General features: G+C 69.2%; 17 protein-coding genes and 1 pseudogene. 10 read left to right on the forward strand and 8 right to left on the reverse strand.

Translation table 11 applies throughout. From position 1 onward, the window contains the following. Positions 1 to 17: 17 nt before the first annotated feature. The gene (locus ACQPYZ_RS08095; RefSeq protein WP_433166794.1) at positions 18 to 737 is read right to left on the reverse strand and encodes an SRPBCC family protein; all 720 of its coding nucleotides are present in this window, start codon (positions 735 to 737) and stop codon (positions 18 to 20) included. Then, on the reverse strand, positions 734 to 1,327 hold the full coding sequence (locus tag ACQPYZ_RS08100; RefSeq protein WP_433166795.1) for a helix-turn-helix domain-containing protein: 594 nt from the start codon (positions 1,325 to 1,327) through the stop codon (positions 734 to 736). The genes ACQPYZ_RS08095 and ACQPYZ_RS08100 overlap by 4 nt, the downstream gene beginning before the upstream one ends. A gap of 146 nt (positions 1,328 to 1,473) precedes the next feature. On the opposite strand from ACQPYZ_RS08100, the gene ACQPYZ_RS08105 reads away from it, so the two are divergent. From ACQPYZ_RS08105 to ACQPYZ_RS08150, 10 genes and pseudogenes are all read left to right on the forward strand, one after another. Continuing rightward, positions 1,474 to 2,391, forward strand: coding sequence for a nucleotidyltransferase domain-containing protein (locus ACQPYZ_RS08105; protein ID WP_433166797.1), 918 nt, complete (start codon positions 1,474 to 1,476; stop codon positions 2,389 to 2,391). Positions 2,392 to 2,428: 37 nt separating this feature from the next. Next, positions 2,429 to 2,492 (forward strand): annotated as a pseudogene (locus ACQPYZ_RS08110) (hypothetical protein); the annotation flags it as partial. A 30-nt stretch (positions 2,493 to 2,522) separates the two neighbouring features. Beyond that, positions 2,523 to 2,915, forward strand: coding sequence for a DNA polymerase beta superfamily protein (locus tag ACQPYZ_RS08115; RefSeq protein ID WP_433166799.1), 393 nt, complete (start codon positions 2,523 to 2,525; stop codon positions 2,913 to 2,915). A gap of 88 nt (positions 2,916 to 3,003) precedes the next feature. Further along, complete coding sequence (locus ACQPYZ_RS08120; protein WP_433166801.1) at positions 3,004 to 5,127, forward strand: alpha-galactosidase; 2,124 nt, start codon at positions 3,004 to 3,006, stop codon at positions 5,125 to 5,127. 34 nt (positions 5,128 to 5,161) lie between these two features. Beyond that, positions 5,162 to 6,106 (forward strand): carbohydrate ABC transporter permease, encoded by a 945-nt coding sequence (locus tag ACQPYZ_RS08125; protein ID WP_433166803.1) that lies wholly within the window; start codon positions 5,162 to 5,164, stop codon positions 6,104 to 6,106. Further along, positions 6,103 to 6,984 carry a carbohydrate ABC transporter permease gene (locus ACQPYZ_RS08130; RefSeq protein WP_433166805.1) on the forward strand — a complete coding sequence of 294 codons (882 nt, stop codon included), beginning with the start codon at positions 6,103 to 6,105 and terminating at the stop codon, positions 6,982 to 6,984. The genes ACQPYZ_RS08125 and ACQPYZ_RS08130 overlap by 4 nt, the downstream gene beginning before the upstream one ends. A 10-nt stretch (positions 6,985 to 6,994) precedes the next feature. Further along, positions 6,995 to 8,350, forward strand: coding sequence for an ABC transporter substrate-binding protein (locus ACQPYZ_RS08135; RefSeq protein WP_433166806.1), 1,356 nt, complete (start codon positions 6,995 to 6,997; stop codon positions 8,348 to 8,350). Positions 8,351 to 8,520: 170 nt separating this feature from the next. Next, positions 8,521 to 9,066, forward strand: a complete 546-nt coding sequence (locus ACQPYZ_RS08140) for a DUF1707 SHOCT-like domain-containing protein (protein WP_433166808.1) — start codon at positions 8,521 to 8,523, stop codon at positions 9,064 to 9,066. Next, a complete protein-coding gene (locus ACQPYZ_RS08145) occupies positions 9,063 to 9,479 on the forward strand; it encodes a hypothetical protein (protein ID WP_433166810.1) in 417 nt (138 codons plus the stop codon). Before ACQPYZ_RS08140 ends, ACQPYZ_RS08145 begins: the two co-directional genes overlap by 4 nt. Next, on the forward strand, positions 9,472 to 10,932 hold the full coding sequence (locus tag ACQPYZ_RS08150; protein ID WP_433166812.1) for a multicopper oxidase family protein: 1,461 nt from the start codon (positions 9,472 to 9,474) through the stop codon (positions 10,930 to 10,932). Before ACQPYZ_RS08145 ends, ACQPYZ_RS08150 begins: the two co-directional genes overlap by 8 nt. A 68-nt stretch (positions 10,933 to 11,000) precedes the next feature. Here ACQPYZ_RS08150 and ACQPYZ_RS08155 read toward each other — a convergent pair whose 3' ends face one another. The 6 genes from ACQPYZ_RS08155 to ACQPYZ_RS08180 all read right to left on the reverse strand — a co-directional run bounded on the left by ACQPYZ_RS08155 (position 11,001) and on the right by ACQPYZ_RS08180 (position 15,949). Further along, positions 11,001 to 11,219, reverse strand: a complete 219-nt coding sequence (locus ACQPYZ_RS08155) for a hypothetical protein (protein ID WP_433166813.1) — start codon at positions 11,217 to 11,219, stop codon at positions 11,001 to 11,003. 83 nt (positions 11,220 to 11,302) lie between these two features. Continuing rightward, positions 11,303 to 12,400: a sulfite oxidase gene (locus ACQPYZ_RS08160; protein ID WP_433166815.1), complete on the reverse strand. Its 1,098-nt coding sequence runs from the start codon at positions 12,398 to 12,400 to the stop codon at positions 11,303 to 11,305. Positions 12,401 to 12,486: 86 nt separating this feature from the next. Next, on the reverse strand, positions 12,487 to 13,095 hold the full coding sequence (locus ACQPYZ_RS08165; protein ID WP_433166817.1) for a response regulator transcription factor: 609 nt from the start codon (positions 13,093 to 13,095) through the stop codon (positions 12,487 to 12,489). Next, complete coding sequence (locus ACQPYZ_RS08170; protein ID WP_433166818.1) at positions 13,092 to 14,228, reverse strand: sensor histidine kinase; 1,137 nt, start codon at positions 14,226 to 14,228, stop codon at positions 13,092 to 13,094. The genes ACQPYZ_RS08165 and ACQPYZ_RS08170 overlap by 4 nt, the downstream gene beginning before the upstream one ends. Before the next feature lie 66 nt (positions 14,229 to 14,294). Further along, positions 14,295 to 15,029 (reverse strand): ABC transporter permease, encoded by a 735-nt coding sequence (locus ACQPYZ_RS08175; RefSeq protein ID WP_433166819.1) that lies wholly within the window; start codon positions 15,027 to 15,029, stop codon positions 14,295 to 14,297. After that, a complete protein-coding gene (locus ACQPYZ_RS08180; protein ID WP_433166820.1) occupies positions 15,026 to 15,949 on the reverse strand; it encodes an ABC transporter ATP-binding protein in 924 nt (307 codons plus the stop codon). The genes ACQPYZ_RS08175 and ACQPYZ_RS08180 overlap by 4 nt, the downstream gene beginning before the upstream one ends. Positions 15,950 to 16,012: the final 63 nt, after the last annotated feature.

Consider the following 16,012-nt stretch of genomic DNA (forward strand, 5'->3'; position numbering starts at 1 on the left):
TACTCCCGGCTCGAAGCTCAGCCAGGGAGGTCGAGCGGGGCGGGGTAGCGGGCTTCCCACCACGTCTTCCAGCGCTCGTCGATCGGGTCGCGGGCGACGTCGCGGTACAGGGTGAGGATGGCCATCGAGGCGCCGTCGGGCTTCTGCTCCGAGGGTGGGATGTGGCTCAGGACGAGCAGGCCGTTGCCCCAGCTGTCGACGGTCAGGCCGACCTGGTGGTCGGACGTGAACCACACCTGGCCCTTCGCCGGCTCACCGATCAGGTCGAGCTCGTACGGCGTACCGCTCGGCTGCATGTCGATGCCGAGCTCCGTGATCGGCGAGGTCGCCCCGGTGCCCGAGTAGAACAGCGTCCGCCGGGTCTCGCCCTGGTGGTGTTCCACCGCGAACCGCAACTGCTGGAGGAAGGTGATCCAGCCCTCGGTGACGTCGTCGTAGTACTGCTCCCAGTCCGGGTTGTCGCCGTGCGCCGCCCTGGTCAGGGTGATCCGCGCGCCACCCTCGGCCGGCTCGACCACGAACTCGTCGCCGCTGCCGAGGGTGAGGATCCCGTGCTCGGCGTCCGCGGTGACCTGGGTGAAGTAGATCAGGTCGATCTCCTCCTCCAGGCCGCCCTCGGGACCCTCGTACTCCCAGCCGTGCCAGTGCCGGATCTTCTCCTTGTCCCGCATCGCGTCCCACACCGCCTCGACCGGCGCGGCCACCGTCACCACGATCCGCGGTCTGTCCTCGGTCATGCCTTCCCTCCCGGGTCCTTCGATCCGTCATCGGTACGGCGGGACGCCGGGTGGCCTCCCGCGATCAGCCGGTACGGGCGACCGCCGTCGCTGTCGAACTCCTCGACGGTCCGCCGGATCGCCTCGGTCAGCGCGTCGGTGAACCGGTGCACGTCACCGGGCTCGGCGAACCGGACCTCGGCCTCGAGCGTGAACGTCAGCAGGCGCTTGCCCTCGGCATCGGCCTTGCTCTGCATCCGGGCCACGTCCCGGACGGTGCCGGCGGCAACCTCCACCAGGTGCTCGGCGGCGTACTGGTCCTGGATCGAGCTGAACGCGCGGCCCATCACGGCCGGGTCGACCACCAGCGTCGCCGCGGACGCCCGCAGGATCCGCTCGGTGAACCCACGCCGCTGCCGCTCCTCGACCAACTCCACCAGCCCGGCCTTCTCGAGCTCCCGCAGGTGGTAGTTGACTCGCTGCCGCGGCACCTCCAGCGCCGCCGCGAGCTGGGTCGCCGACGACGGCTCTCGCAACAGGTCCAGCAGCCGCCGGCGGATCGGCGACAACGCCAACCGCACCTTCTCCGGCTCCTCCACGTACCCCAACACACCCCCCACCCTCCACTTGACAGAAAAATTTGTCAATAGGCTGCGGATCGCCAGGCCATCTCAATCGACCGCCCGCGTGCACGACCCGCCTGGAACTCGCGGCGGCCGGCAATTGTGATGGCCTGGACGTCCGGGAGGATGGGGCCATGTCAGTCCGACGGCCGCAACTGCCGGTCGGGACGCAGGTGGTGATCCGCGTCGCCGCGCCCGACGACCGGGGCGGTACGGCGCAACGCGGGGCGACCGGCCGGGTCGCGGGCGTCACGCCGGACGGCCGCTACACGGTGCGCCTCGTCGACGGCCGGGAGACCGTGGCGCGGCGCGATCAGTTGAGCCTGCGTACGGCGTACCAGGACGAGGCGATCGAGTTGGATCAACCTGACGGCGACCGCCTGGTGCTCGAACACACGATGTACGCCGCGGTCGTCGGCTCGCGGGCGTTCGGCCTCGACACCGACACCTCGGACACCGACACCCGGGGTGTGTACGTCGCCCCGACCGAGGCGTTCTGGTCGCTGGCCAAGCCGCCGACCCACGTGGACGGCCCGGAGCCAGAGTGGTTCTCGTGGGAGGTCGAGCGGTTCTGCGAACTCGCGCTGAAGGCGAACCCCAACCTGCTGGAGGTCCTGCATTCGCCGCTGGTGGTCCGGCAGACTCCGCTCGGCGAGGAACTGGTGGACCTGCGCGACGCGTTTCTGTCGCAGTTGGCCTACCAGACGTACTCCGGCTACGTCCTCAGCCAGTTCAAGAAGCTGGAGGCGGACTTCCGGCGGGACGGTGCGCCGAAGTGGAAGCACGTCATGCACCTGATCCGGCTGTTGCTCGCGGCCCGTGGTCTGTTGCTGGAGGCAACGCTGGTCGTCGACGTCGGCCCCGACCGCGAGCGGCTGCTCGCGGTCAAGCGCGGTGAGCTGTCGTGGGAGGAGGTCGAGCGTTGGCGGCTCGGCCTGCACGAGGAGCTCGATCACGCCCTGCGACGTACGGTGCTCCCGGCGACTCCGGACGTCGTCCGCGTCGACGCCTGGCTCCGATCCGTCCGGAAGAGGAGCCTCACCGATGCGTGACATGCGAGAGCTCGACTACGCCGAGCTACGGCAGATCATGGGCGAACAGCCCTACCGGTTGCTCTTCGCAACAGTCTCCGGTGCCCACCTCTACGGCTTTCCGTCCCGCGACTCCGACGTCGACCTCCGCGGTGTCCACGTCCTGCCCGCCGCGGAAGTCGTCGGCCTGCGCACGGGCCCTGAGACTCTCGACCGGGCACGCGCACCACTATCGCGGATTCGCGAACACGCAGTGGGACTTCTTCCTGAAGAAGCAGGAGTTGAAGCCGCTGCTCTACATCTTCCGGGTCCTCCTCACCGGCATCCACCTGATGCGGACCGGGGTCGTCCAGGCTGATCTGCGGGAGCTTGTCCAGGAGGTGCCCGAGGCGCCGGCGTACCTGGGGGAGCTGATGGCAGCCAAGGCCGAGCCGGGCCGTGCGCGAGCTTCTCGTCAGGGCACGGCTGACGTCCTGACCGTGGGGCGGCTCGCTTTCTGGGCGTGGGACAGCGATTGCTGGGGACCGGTGCCGGGCCTAGGGTAATTACTTAACTTCGTGAAGCATTGACATTGCGGCTGGCGAGGTAAATAGTTCCGTCCTGAAATCAATCAGAAAGCAGAGTGAATCAACAGTGTCGAACATCGAGGTGCTGCAGCTCCGGAATGCCGGGGTCAGTCTGGTGCTGGACTGCTCGGGTCCCGCGCTTCCGTCCGTCCTGCACTGGGGCGCGGACCTGGGCGAGTTGACCGGGGAAGCTCTGCTGGAACTGAGGCGTGGGGCCGGTGCGGTCCAGGACGGCAACGGTCTGGACGACAACCAACCGGTCGCGATCGTGCCGGAGTACTCCACCGGCTGGTTCGGGCTGCCGGGGCTGAGCGGCCATCGCGACGGCAAGGACTTCTCCGCGAGCTTCCGGCTGACCGCCGTCGCGCAGACCGGCACCACCGTGCGGGCGGACGCCGAGGACCCCGAGGCGGGCCTGAAGCTCCGCCTGACCATCGAGCTGACCGACTCCGGCCTGGTCAGGGCCATGGCTGACCTCACCAACACCGGCGGTACGCCGTACACGGTGGATGGGCTCGTGCTCGCGCTGCCGGTGCCGACCGAGGCGACCGAGCTGCTCGACCTGACGGGCCGGCACATCGGTGAGCGGCACCCGCAGCGGCACGCGTTCACCCAGGGCGCGCACGTCCGCGACAACCGCCGCGGCCGCACCGGCGCCGACGCGACGCTGCTGCTCGTCGCGGGGACGCCGAACTTCGGCTTCCGGGCCGGCGAGACCTGGGCCGTCCACACTGCCTGGAGCGGAAACCACCGGTCGTACGCCGAACGCGGCATGAGCGGGTACGGCGTCATCGGCGGCGGCGAGCTCCTGCTGCCGGGCGAGGGCCGGCTCGAGTCGCAGGGCACCTACAGCACGCCGTGGATCTACGGTTCGTACGGCGTCGGCCTGGACGAGTCGTCGGCCCGCTTCCACGAGTTCCTCCGGGCCCGCGACAACCACCCGAAGACCGAGCGTCCCGTCGTACTGAACACCTGGGAGGCCGTCTACTTCGACCTCGACCTGGACAAGCTGAAGGCGCTCGCGGACGCGGCCGCCGAGGTCGGGGCCGAGCGGTTCGTGCTGGACGACGGCTGGTTCCGCGGGCGGCGCGACGACCACGCCGGCCTCGGCGACTGGTACGTCGACGAGGGCATCTGGCCGAAGGGGTTGCACCCGCTGGTCGACCACGTGAAGAGTCTCGGACTGCAGTTCGGGTTGTGGGTCGAGCCGGAGATGGTGAACCCGGACTCCGACCTGGCCCGCGAGCACCCCGATTGGATCCTTGCCACCGGCAACCGCATGCCGCCGACCGCGCGGCACCAGCAGGGCCTGAACCTCGGCGTCCCGGCGGCGTACGACTACATCCTCGAGCGGCTGGACGCGCTGCTGACCGAGTACGACATCGCGTACCTGAAGTGGGACCACAACCGCGACTTCGTTGACGGCGGCAACCAGCTGACCGGGACGGCCGGAATCCATGCGCAGACGCTGGCGGTGTACCGGCTGATCGACGAGCTGAAGCGGCGGCACCCGGGGCTGGAGATCGAGTCCTGCTCGTCCGGAGGTGCCCGGGTCGACCTCGGCATCCTGGAGCGCACCGACCGGGTCTGGGGCAGTGACAGCAACGACGCGCTGGAGCGCCAGACGATCCAGCGCTACACGCAACTGCTGCTGCCGCCGGAGCTGATCGGCTGCCACGTCGGCCCGCCGCGGGCGCACACCACCGGTCGTACCCAGACGCTGTCGTTCCGCGCGACCACCGCCCTGTTCGGCCACTTCGGTATCGAGTGGGACATCGCCTCCGCCACCCCCGAGGAGCGCGTGGAACTCGCAGGCTGGGTCGCCCTGCACAAGGAGCTGCGGCCGCTGCTGCACACCGGTCGCGTGGTCCGCGCCGACCGCGGTCCGGACGACTTCATGCTGCACGGCGTGGTCGCCCAGGACGGTTCCCGGGCCGTGTACGCCGCCGTACAACTGACCCAGTCGGTCACGTCGGCCGTGGGCCGGGTCCGGCTGCCCGGTCTGGACGCGGACCGGACGTACCGGGTCACCAAAACCGCGACACCCGGGCCGGAGTCGCGGGCGGCGTCCTGGTGGACCGACGGTGGTCAGGTGGAACTGAACGGCGCGGCCCTGGCCGCGGTCGGGGTGCAGATCCCCGCCCAGTGGCCCGAGAGCGCGATCCTGCTGGACGTGACCGCGATCGACTAGCCCCGGTCGATCGACGACTGAGAAGGAGATCCCCGTGACCGCGACCACCAACGCACCACCGACGAGCAGACGAAGTCACGGGGAGGCGACGGCCGCGCCGCGGCGGCGGCGAAGCCTCGGGGACCTGAAGGTCGCGATGATCTTCCTGGCTCCGGCCACCCTGGGCTTCGTCGTCTTCTACATCTGGCCGACGCTGCGGGGCGCGTACCTGAGCTTCGCCGAGTACAGCCTGCTGCAGGCGCCGGACTTCAACGGTCTGGCGAACTACGAGCGGATGCTGCAGGACAGCCTGTTCTGGAACGCGCTGCTGGTCACGGTCGAGTACGTCGTGATCAACATCGGGGTGCAGACGGTGCTGGCGGTCGGGATCGCGATGCTGATGTACCGGCTGACCCAGTCGATCACGGTCCGGGCCGTGATCCTGCTGCCGTACCTGGTCGCGAACGTGGTGGTCGCGCTGGTCTGGTACTGGATGCTCGACTTCCAGGTCGGCATCGTGAACCAGGGCCTCACCTGGATCGGGATCGACCCGGTCGCCTTCTTCGGCGAGTCCCAGTGGGCGATCCCGACGATCGCCGGCATCAACGTCTGGCGGCACATGGGCTACACCGCACTGCTGGTGTTCGCGGGGCTGCAGATGATCCCGAAGTACGTCTACGAGGCCGCCGAGGTGGACGGGTCGACCGAGTGGAAGACGTTCTGGCGGATCACGCTGCCGCTGCTGCGGCCGGTCCTGGTGATGGTCCTGGTGGTCACCATGATCGGCTCGTTCCAGATCTTCGACACGGTCGCGGTGACCACGGCCGGTGGCCCGATCAACGCGACCCGGGTCATCTACTACTACATCTACGAGCGGGCGTTCACCCGGTTCGACTTCGGCTACGCCTCGGCGATGGCGATGGTGCTGTTCGCCATCCTCGCGGTGGTCTCGCTGTTGCAGCTGCGGCTGCTCCGCGCGAAGGAGAGTGACCTGGCATGACGAAGTCGATGAGTCCCGGCCGCATCGCGGCCTGGGTCAGCCTGGCCGTGCTGATGCTGATCACGCTCTTCCCGTTCTACTGGATGTTGCGTACGGCGCTGTCGGACAACACCCAGCTGGCCGGCCACCCGAACTCGTTGCTCCCGGTCGAGACCACGCTCGGCGCGTTCAAGCGAGTGCTCGGGTTGTCGACGCTGGAGGAGGCCCAGGCGCAGGGTGGTTCCGGTGCCTCGGTCAACTTCTGGCTGTACCTGCGCAACTCGGTGGTGGTGGCAACGATCACCACGATCTGCCAGGTGTTCTTCAGCGCGATGGCGGCGTACGCGTTCGCCCGGTTGCGCTGGCCGGGGCGGGACAAGGTGTTCGCGCTGTTCCTGGCCGCGCTGATGGTGCCGCCGATCTTCACCACGCTGCCGAACTTCGTGCTGATCAAGAGCCTCGGGCTGCTGAACAGCTTCGCCGGCATCATCCTGCCCGGTGCGTTCATGACACCGTTCGCCATCTTCTTCCTCCGGCAGTTCTTCCTCGGCATCAGCCGGGAGCTGGAGGAGGCGGCGATGATCGACGGCGCCGGGCACCGGAAGATCTTCTTCGGCCTGATCATCCCGATGAGCGCGGCGCCGATCACCACGCTGGCGATCCTGACCTACATCAACTCCTGGAACGACTACTTCTGGCCGCTGCTGGTCGGCCAGCAGGAGAACGTCCGGGTGCTGACGGTCGCGCTGGGCGTGTTCCGTTCGCAGACCCCGCAGGGCGGGCCGGACTGGGCCGGGCTGATGGCCGCCACACTGGTCGCGGCGCTGCCGATGATCGTGCTGTTCTGCGCGTTCGCGAAGAAGATCACCAACTCCATCGGTTTCTCCGGGATCAAGTGAGGTGCCTGTCATGACCATGTCGAGACGCACACTGCTGAAGGCCGGACTCGCCGGGCTGGCCGCGTCGGCGGTTGCCGGCTGCAACAACGGTGCCGCCGCCCGGGGAGAGGGCGAGGTCATCTACTGGCTCTGGGACTCGGCCCAGCTGCCGATGTACACCGAGTGCGCGAAGGTGTTCCACGAGCAGAATCCGCAGTACACCGTGAAGATCGAGCAGTACGGCTGGAACGACTACTGGTCGAAGCTGGTGACCGGGTTCATCTCGGAGACCGCGCCGGACGTGTTCACCGGGCACTCGTCGAAGTATCCGCTGTTCGCGGACAAGGGCCAGGTGCTGGCGATCGACGAGTTCGTCGCCCGCGACAACGTCGACCTGAGCATCTACCAGAAGGGTCTGGCCGACCGCTGGATCGGTGCCGACGGCAAGCGGTACGGCCTGCCGAAGGACTGGGACACCGAGGTCTACTTCTACAACAGCGCCCTGACCGAGGCCGCCGGGATCAGCACCGAGCAGCTCAACTCGATGACCTGGAACCCGAAGGACGGCGGCACGTTCGAGCAGATCGTCCGGCGGTTGACGGTCGACTCCAAGGGCCGCCGCGGTGACCAGCCCGGGTTCGACAAGGACGACGTCAAGGTCTACGGCCTCGGGTACGCCGATGCCGGCGGCGGCGACGGTCAGACCAGCTGGAGCTGGTACGCCGCGATCAACGGGTGGAAGTACTCCGAGGGCGAACCGTGGGGGACGAAGTTCTTCTACGGCGACCCGAAGTTCACCGAGACCATCGAGTGGTGGCGTGGCCTGATCACCAAGGGCTACATGCCGACGTACGCGCAGGCGAAGTCCGGGGTGGACGTGACCACCAGCTTCGGGGCGGGCAAGTACGCGATCACCCCGAACGGCTCCTGGATGCTCGGCACCTACGCCGGGCTGAAGCAGGTGAAGACCAAGCTGGCCCGGCTGCCGATCGGCCCGATCGGCAAGCGGATGTCGATGATGAACGGGCTCGCGGACACGATCTGGGCGGGCACCACCCGCCGGGACGCGTCCTGGGCCTGGGTGAAGTTCCTCGGCTCGCAGACCGCGCAGGACATCGTCGCCAAGGCGGGAGTGGTGTTCCCGGCGGTGGCGGCGAGCATGCCGGCGGCCAAGGCGGCGTTCGCCGAGGCCGGGTGGGACGTGACCCCGTTCCTGGAGCCGGTCGAGGCGGGTGACGTCTTCCCGTACCCGGCCAACCCGAACGCGGCCGACGTGACCGCGGTGATGACGCCGGCGATGGACGCGGTGATGTCGTTCGAGGCCGAGCCGGCGTCGTTGGCCGAGGCCAACGACGACGTCAACCAGATCCTGGCCGCGAACGCCTGAGGGTTTCCCCGGGGTCCGCCTACGCCCGGGGGAGTACGTCGTACTGCGTCCGAGAGCGCAGTGTGCTCCTCCGGGGGTAGGTGAGGTGTCGCCGCCGAGGCGACGCGGTGACAGGGGTCCGGACGACAACCTTGGTGCAGTCGAAGGAACTGCGAGCACCGAGGAGTGTCATGAGCGACGAGAGACCGGGCGGACCGATCCGCATCGGGGACAAGGAACGCGAGGACGCGGTCAAGCGTCTGGGCGAGCACTACGAAGCCGGCCGGCTCACCGCCGAGGAGCACACCGAGCGGATCGGCCACGCACTGGAGGCCAAGACCGACGCCGATCTGGCCGCGCTGTTCTCGGACCTGCCGGGTGAGCACCGGGCGGGCGCCACTCCGGGCTCCGGCTCTGGCTTTGGCTCTGGCTTTGGCGCCGGTGCCGCCGGTGCCGGCTCGGGTGAGGCGTGGGGTGGGCCGTGGGGCTGGACGAAGCCGCCGTGGACCGCGCCCGAGGGTGCGGCGCGCAACGGCGGACCGGGCCGCCCGGGGTGGACGACGCGCGGGCCGCTCGGGAAGGTCCCGCTGCCGTTGCTGCTCGCGCTCGCCGCGGTGGCGTTGATCGCGTCGATCGGGTGTGTGGTGGGCGGCGGGCACCCGCCGATCCTGCCGTTGCTGCTGATCGTGGCCGCGGTCGTGATCGTCCGCAAGCGCAAGCAGGAGCGTCGGGCATGAGGACGGCGTACCGGGTCCTCGCCCTGGCCATCGCGATCGCCGTCGCCCTCCAGGTGGCGTCGATCGCGCTGGCGGGCTTCACTGTCGCGAAGGACGCCGGCGACGGCGCCGTGATCGGGGCGGACTACACCAACTTCGGTCAGAGCTACCACAGCATCGCGGGCACGGCGATCGGGCTGGTCGCGCTGATCCTGCTGATCGTGTCCTTCCTGACGAACGTGCCGCGCGGGCGGGCGCTGGCCGGGATCATCGTCGGCCTGGTCGCGGTCCAGTTCGCGCTCGCGATCGCCTCGTTCGGCATCCCGGCGCTGGGCGTGCTGCACGGCATTAACGGGCTGGCGATCGCCGGGGTGGCCGCGGCCGCGGCTCGCCGGTCGAGCGAGGCAGTGGCGCCGTCGACGGCTCATGTCTAAACGCACCGGCCGGCTGATCGCGCTGGGGGTGGCCCTGGCGGTGCTCGCGCCGCTGGGGTACCTCTGGGCGACCAGCCTGGTGCCGAACGACTACTCCGCCGCGGAGATGGGGTACGCCGACTACGGCGGCGGCCCCGACTCCGGCGGTCACGCCCACAAGGGCGGCGGCCACGCTCACCACGGCGGTACGAGCGTCGCCGATCTCACCGGGCCGCGCACGGGTACGCCGGACGTCGACGTCACGCTGACCGCGCGGAAGGCGACGTACCAACTCGCCAGTGGGGAGACGGTCGACGGCTACACGCTCAACGGGACGTCTCCCGGTCCGCTCATCCGCGCTCAGGTCGGTGATCTGGTTCAGGTCACGCTGGTCAACGACAACGTGCCCGACGGTGCCACGCTGCACTGGCACGGCATCGACGTACCGAACGCCGAGGACGGGGTCGCCGGGGTGACGCAGGACGCCGTACCGATCGGTGGGACGCATGTCTACCGGTTCCTGGCCGATCAGGCGGGGACGTACTGGTACCACTCGCACCAGGTGTCCAGCGAGCTGGTGAAGGGCGGCCTGTTCGGCACGATCGTGATCGGTCCGCAGACTCCTGGTGAGGTCATCGCCGCGATCCACACGTACGACGGCAAGCGGACGATCAACGGACGGACGGGCACCCAGCAGGTGGATCTGCCCGCCGGTACGACGGCGCGCGTGCGGGTGATCAACACCGACAACGCGATCCTGCGGGTCGGCCTGATCGGCACGCAGTCGAGGGTGGTCGCTGTCGACGGTCGGAATGTCAACAATCCGACGCCGGTCACGGCAGCCTTCCCGTTGGCGGCCGGTGCCCGGGTCGATCTCGAGGCCGTGGTGCCTCCGGGCGGGATGCGGCTCGTCGCGGGGTCGGCGGCGTTGTCGCTGGGGATCGGGTCGGGGTCGGCACCGAGCGGCGAGCTGCCCGCGGAGACTGTGGATCTGCTGACCTACGGCGCCGCGGCTCCCTTGGGGTTCGACCCGGCCGCGGCGGACCGGAACTTCGAGTACCGGATCGGCCGGCGGCCCGGGTTCCTGGACGGGCGGCCCGGGTTGTGGTGGACGATCAACGGGAAGAAGTTCCCCGACGTACCCATGTACATGGTTGCCGAGGGCGACGTTGTCCGGATGACGATCTCGAACACCAGTGGGCAGGCCCATCCGATGCACCTGCACGGGCACCACGCGGTCGTGCTGTCCCGCAACGGGGTCGCCGCGAGCGGGTCGCCGTGGTGGGTCGACACGCTCGAGGTCGGCAACGACGAGACCTACGAGATCGCCTTCGTGGCCGACAATCCCGGTCTGTGGATGGACCACTGCCACAACCTGCCGCACGCGACGGAGGGCCTGATGACACATCTGATGTACGTCGGCGTGACCACGCCGTACCGCATCGGCGGTCCGGCCGGGAACGAACCCGAGTAGTCCGGACCCCTGTCTGGGAGTGGTGACGAGCTTGGTCGGCAGTGGGCAGGAGGCCTGCTCGGCTGTGGTCAGGAGGCTTGCTCGGCGAGGCGGGTGGTGTGGGCCAGGTGCAGGGCCGCGATCCGGGCGCAGGCCGCGTCGATCGCGGCCCGCTGGGACTCGTACGACCCACACCAGAACGGGTTGTCCGGCTGCGGATCGAGTTCGTCGTCGACGTCGGCGTACCACTCACCCGCCGTCCGGAACACCCGTGCGTGCAGATGCACCTCAATGCCCAGCTCGTTCACCGCACCACTCCTGGAGTGAGACCGTGTACGTCTCCAGCATGGAACGGCGCGAGCCCGCAACAGGCCAGCGACACGCGGTCCGATCAGGTGACCAGAACGGTGATGCGCTGGGCGGTGTTGTTGGCGAAACCGCCGCGGTTCCACTCGGCTTCGATCGGCTGCTCGCGGCCGCTCGCATCGACGGCGCGGACGGTGAGCACGTGCTCGCCGGGCGTGGCGTCCCAGTCGTAGCTGAACGACCGCCAGGCGAGCTCATCGTTGCCAATGGCATCCAGTTTGGCCGGGTGCCAGGTGACGCCGGCGTCCACGCTGAGCTCGACCCGCTCGATCGGCGCCCACCCCGACCAGGCTCGGCCGTGCAAAGTAACGGTGCCAGCGGCAACGAATCGATGGCGGCTCATGAAGTCCGGGAAGCCGGGCGGGATCAGCAGCGCCCGCGGCTGGATCCGGGTCACCGGCTCGCCCGGGTCGTCGGCGTCCTTGCGGATCCGGTAGGCGACCGCGTTCTGGAACCCGGTGAACTCGTGGTCGATCAACTCGATCGACCGCAACCACTTCACACTCGCCATCCCGTACCACCCGGGTACGACGAGGCGCAGCGGGTACCCGTGTTGCGGCGGGAGCGGCTGACCGTTCATCTCCCAGGCGACGATCGCGCCGGAGTCGATCGCCTCGGTCACCGACAGTCCACGCTGGTAGTCCTGTTCGACCCCGCGCTCGACTCCGTGGTCGGCGCCGGTGAACACCACGTCCACGGCGTCCTCGCGGATCCCGGCCGCCCGCAACAGATCCGACAACAGCACGCCGGTCCATTCCGCCGTACCGACGGCCTCGTTGAGCCAGGGCTGGCTGATCGGCCGCGGTTGCAACGCGGCGCGTCCGTTGCCGGCGCACTCGAGCGTGACCCGCACCGTCCGGCGGCCCATCGCCCGGAGATGGGTCAGGCCGAACGACAACGGTTGCTCGACACATCCGTCGACGGTCAGCGTCCAGGTGGCCGCGTTCGTCGCCGGGATGTCGTAGTGGACCAGCACGTAGTGGAGCCCGGGCGGCGTCACGTCGTACCGCAGACCCTCCAGCGGCATCCCGTGGTTGCGCGCCGCCAGTTGCAGCTCGTCACCGGTGATCCCCTCACCGGTGTCAGCCAATCGCCCCCGCACACTGAACTGCTCGATCGACATGTGAATCCTCCCCTTGCTCAACCCTAGTCCGCGGGCAAGGTTCGGAGCCAGTTGAGAGCCGTAGCCAGTTCAGAGCCAGGGCCAGTTCACAGCCAGCCGTTGTCCACGGCGATGCGGGCGGCCTCGGCGCGGGTGCGGGCGCCGGTCTTGCCGATCGCCGCGGACAGGTGGTTGCGGACGGTGCCTTCGGAGAGGTGGAGCTCCCGGGCGATGTCGGCGACCGTGCCGCCTTGGCGCGCGGCCCGCAGTACGTCGGACTCGCGCGCGGTCAGCGGACTGGTCCCGGCGACCAGGGTCTCCGCGGCCAGCGAGGGATCGACGACCCGCAAGCCTTGGTGCACCCGCCGTACGGCGTCCGCGAGCTGAGCCGCCGGCGTGTCCTTCACGACGAACCCGGCCGCACCCGCCTCCATCGCCCGCCGCAGGTACCCGGGCCGGCCGAACGTGGTGACCATCAGGATCCGCACCCCCGGTACGGCGTTTCGCAGCGCGGCGGCCGCCTCGATTCCGTCGAGCCCCGGCATCTCGACGTCGAGGAGCGCCACATCGGGCTTGGTCGCCCGCGCGGCCGCGATCACCTCGTCACCGCGCCCGACCTCGGCCACCACCTCGAGGTCGGACTCCAGCTCCAGTAGCGCCGCCAGAGCGCCCCGGACCAGCGCCTGATCGTCAGCAATCAGCAACCGGATGCTCACGCGCCCACCTCGACCGGTCCCACCTCGACAGCCAGCCGGAACCCGCCGCCGGGCGCCTGACCGACCTGCACGCTCGCGCCGGCCTGGTCCGCCCGCTCACGCAACCCCATCAACCCGTGACCGGATGCACCTGGTGTGGGCCCTTTGCCGTCGTCGAGTACTTCGATGTGCCGGGCGCCGAGCTGGATCGTGCAGTGCTGGGCACCCGAATGCCGGACGACGTTCGTCACGCCCTCACGCACCACCCAGGCGAACAGCTCACGGTTCTCCTCCGGTACCTCGTCGACGGACGTCGGCAGCTCGGCCTTGATCCCGGCCGCCTTCAATGCGGCGCGTGCGGACACCAGCTCCCCGGCGAGACTCAGCTCCCGGTACCCCGCGACGGCTGCTCGGACGTCGGCCAGCGCGGCCCGGGCGAGGCTCTCGACATCGGCGACCTCCGCGCTCGCTCGGTCCGGGTTGGCGGCGATCAGCCGGCCGGCCAGCTCCGCCTTGACGGTGATGACCGTCAGCGAGTGCCCGAGGATGTCGTGCAGATCGCGCGCGAACCGGTTCCGTTCCTCCTGGACCGCCAGCTCGGCCATGTCCGCGCGGGTCTTCGCCAGCTCCACACTGCGCTGGATCGCCCGTCGCAGCCCGAACACCGCGAGCGCTCCGAGGAAGATCGCGAACCCGTAGGTGTTGTCGGTCGTCCAGCCCGGGACCACCCGCATCGAGAGCTCGACGCCGGCGAGCAGCACCACGACGAGAGGAACGGCCACCCGCACGTCCAGCGCCATCATGGCGACCGCCGCGATGTACACGAAGCAGGTCAGCGCGGTCTGGCCGGCGCTCGGGATCAGCGCCAAGGCCAGCACGAGCATCCCGGCCAGGTACGCGATGCGTGTCCACGGCGCCAGTCCGCCGGAGAGTCCGGTCCGGCGTACCCAGCCGAAGAAGCCCAGGTACGCCGCCGCGAACAGCGCCAGCGTGGCGAGACCGGCGATCTGGGTCGTGCCCTGCTGGTCGAGGACCGCGTTGAGCGGGCTCGACAGGTAGAACAGCCAGACCGCGGCCGCCAGCCAGCCCCAACGGTTCGGTCCGGCGTTGCCACGCTCGGACAAGCCGTCCACCAGAGTCGGGCTCCTCGTCACCCCCGCCACGCTAGTCCACCAACCTCACACCCGACCGCTGTCACCCGGGCCACCACGCTGGATCACTCAAGCCCGGGCGGTGTCGGCGCGGAAGCGCCGGAGGGCGATGACGCCGAGGACGACGGTCCAGCCGAGCACGACCAGGAGTGCGTGCGTGTTCAGCCCGGCTTGCGTCAGCGCGCTCCGCGAGGTCTGGCCGGTCCAGTACGCCGGAGTCAGCTGGGCGATGTGCTTCATCAGCGACGGCATCTGGTCGACCGGCAACCACAGTCCGCCGAACGCCGCGATGAGCATTGTCGACAATCCTGTGATCGGCTGGACGCTGTCCGGCTTGGCGACGTACCCGATGACGAGGCCGAGCGCGGCGAACGGCAACGCGCCGAGCCACGACACCAGCGCGACCGACGCCCACTGGCCGGCGCTGAGGTGGACGTGGCCGAACGTCATGCCGGAGACGAACACCACGAGCAGCGGTGGAATCGCGAGCAGCAGGGACAGGATCACCTTCGTGGTCACGTACGCCTGCGGTTTCAGCGGGGTGAGCCGGAGCGTCCGGTTCCACCCGCCGTCGCGTTCGGCCGCGATCACGCCGCCACTGCTCATCGCCGCGGACATCGAGCCGAACATCGCCATACTCACCATCACGTACACGATCGCGGAGATCCCGCCCTCGGTCGCGTCCTGCGGCAACGTCACCCCGAAGATCGCGAACAACACCAACGGCATCAGGATCGAGAAGATCAGCACCCGCCGGTTCCGCAGGGTGCGCCGGATATCAAAGATCAAATACTCCCGATTCATGCCAGGCTCTCCTCTTCGCTAGCAATCCGCCCGGTTTCGTTCCCAACTCGCCCGGCTTCGTTTCCGACCCGGCCGGCGCCGATGGCGAGGACGGCGTCCTCGAGGTCGGCGGACGTCACCTCGATGTCGTGCGCTCGGGTGTTGCTCAGCAGGTAGCGCAGCGTGTCGTCGGAGTCCGCGCACTGCAGCAGCACCACGTCGCCGCGAGTCTCGACGTTCCGTACGGCCGGCAGCGACGCCAACGCCGCCAGATCCGCACCCGGGACCGTCGCCCGGATCGTCCGTCCGGACACACTGGCCTTGATCTGCGTAGCGGTGCCGTCGGCAACGATCTTGCCGTTCCGCATGAGGACGACGCGATCGGCGTACGCGTCCGCCTCCTCCAGGTAGTGCGTCGCGAACAGCACCGTCCGGCCGCGCGCCGTCTCGGCATGCATCGATGCCCAGAAGTCCCGCCGGGCCTCGACATCCATCCCGGTCGTCGGCTCGTCCAGCACGATCAGGTCCGGCCGCGGGATGATCGCCATCGCGAACCGCACCCGCTGCTTCTGCCCGCCGGACAAGCCCTTGAGCTTCCGGTCCGCCAGCTCCGCGATCCCGGCCCGCTCGAGCGCCTCACCCACCGGCATCGGATCGTTGTGCAACCCGGCCACCAGATCCACGAGCTCGCCGACCTTGGCGTCCTCGATGATCCCGCCGCTCTGCAGCATCACCCCGACCTGCCCCTTGGCGATCGCGTCGACCGGCGTCACGCCGTACACCTGCACGCTGCCCTGATCAGGCCGCACCAGCCCCAGCAACATCTCGATCGTCGTCGACTTGCCGGCCCCGTTGGGCCCCAGCAACGCCACCACCTCGCCGGCCCGAATCGTCAGATCCACCCCGGCCACCGCCTGCACCGCTCCATACCTCTTGGCCACGCCCCTCAGGCTGACCGCACTCTCCGTTGTCATGCCCCCAGCATTCCGCCGCGTTGAGCCGCA

The sequence above is a fragment of the Kribbella sp. CA-247076 genome (genome assembly GCF_050942445.1).
In the GTDB taxonomy this organism is placed as follows: domain Bacteria; phylum Actinomycetota; class Actinomycetes; order Propionibacteriales; family Kribbellaceae; genus Kribbella.

Bases quoted from the DNA above. Each gene is read 5' to 3' on its own strand.
- ACQPYZ_RS08095 (WP_433166794.1), bottom strand. From the start codon at position 737: ATGACCGAGGACAGACCGCGGATCGTGGTGACGGTGGCCGCGCCGGTC.
- ACQPYZ_RS08105 (WP_433166797.1), top strand. From the start codon at position 1,474: ATGTCAGTCCGACGGCCGCAACTGCCGGTCGGGACGCAGGTGGTGATC.
- ACQPYZ_RS08130 (WP_433166805.1), top strand. From the start codon at position 6,103: ATGACGAAGTCGATGAGTCCCGGCCGCATCGCGGCCTGGGTCAGCCTG.
- ACQPYZ_RS08135 (WP_433166806.1), top strand. From the start codon at position 6,995: ATGACCATGTCGAGACGCACACTGCTGAAGGCCGGACTCGCCGGGCTG.
- ACQPYZ_RS08140 (WP_433166808.1), top strand. From the start codon at position 8,521: ATGAGCGACGAGAGACCGGGCGGACCGATCCGCATCGGGGACAAGGAA.
- ACQPYZ_RS08145 (WP_433166810.1), top strand. From the start codon at position 9,063: ATGAGGACGGCGTACCGGGTCCTCGCCCTGGCCATCGCGATCGCCGTC.
- ACQPYZ_RS08150 (WP_433166812.1), top strand. From the start codon at position 9,472: ATGTCTAAACGCACCGGCCGGCTGATCGCGCTGGGGGTGGCCCTGGCG.
- ACQPYZ_RS08160 (WP_433166815.1), bottom strand. From the start codon at position 12,400: ATGTCGATCGAGCAGTTCAGTGTGCGGGGGCGATTGGCTGACACCGGT.
- ACQPYZ_RS08175 (WP_433166819.1), bottom strand. From the start codon at position 15,029: ATGAATCGGGAGTATTTGATCTTTGATATCCGGCGCACCCTGCGGAAC.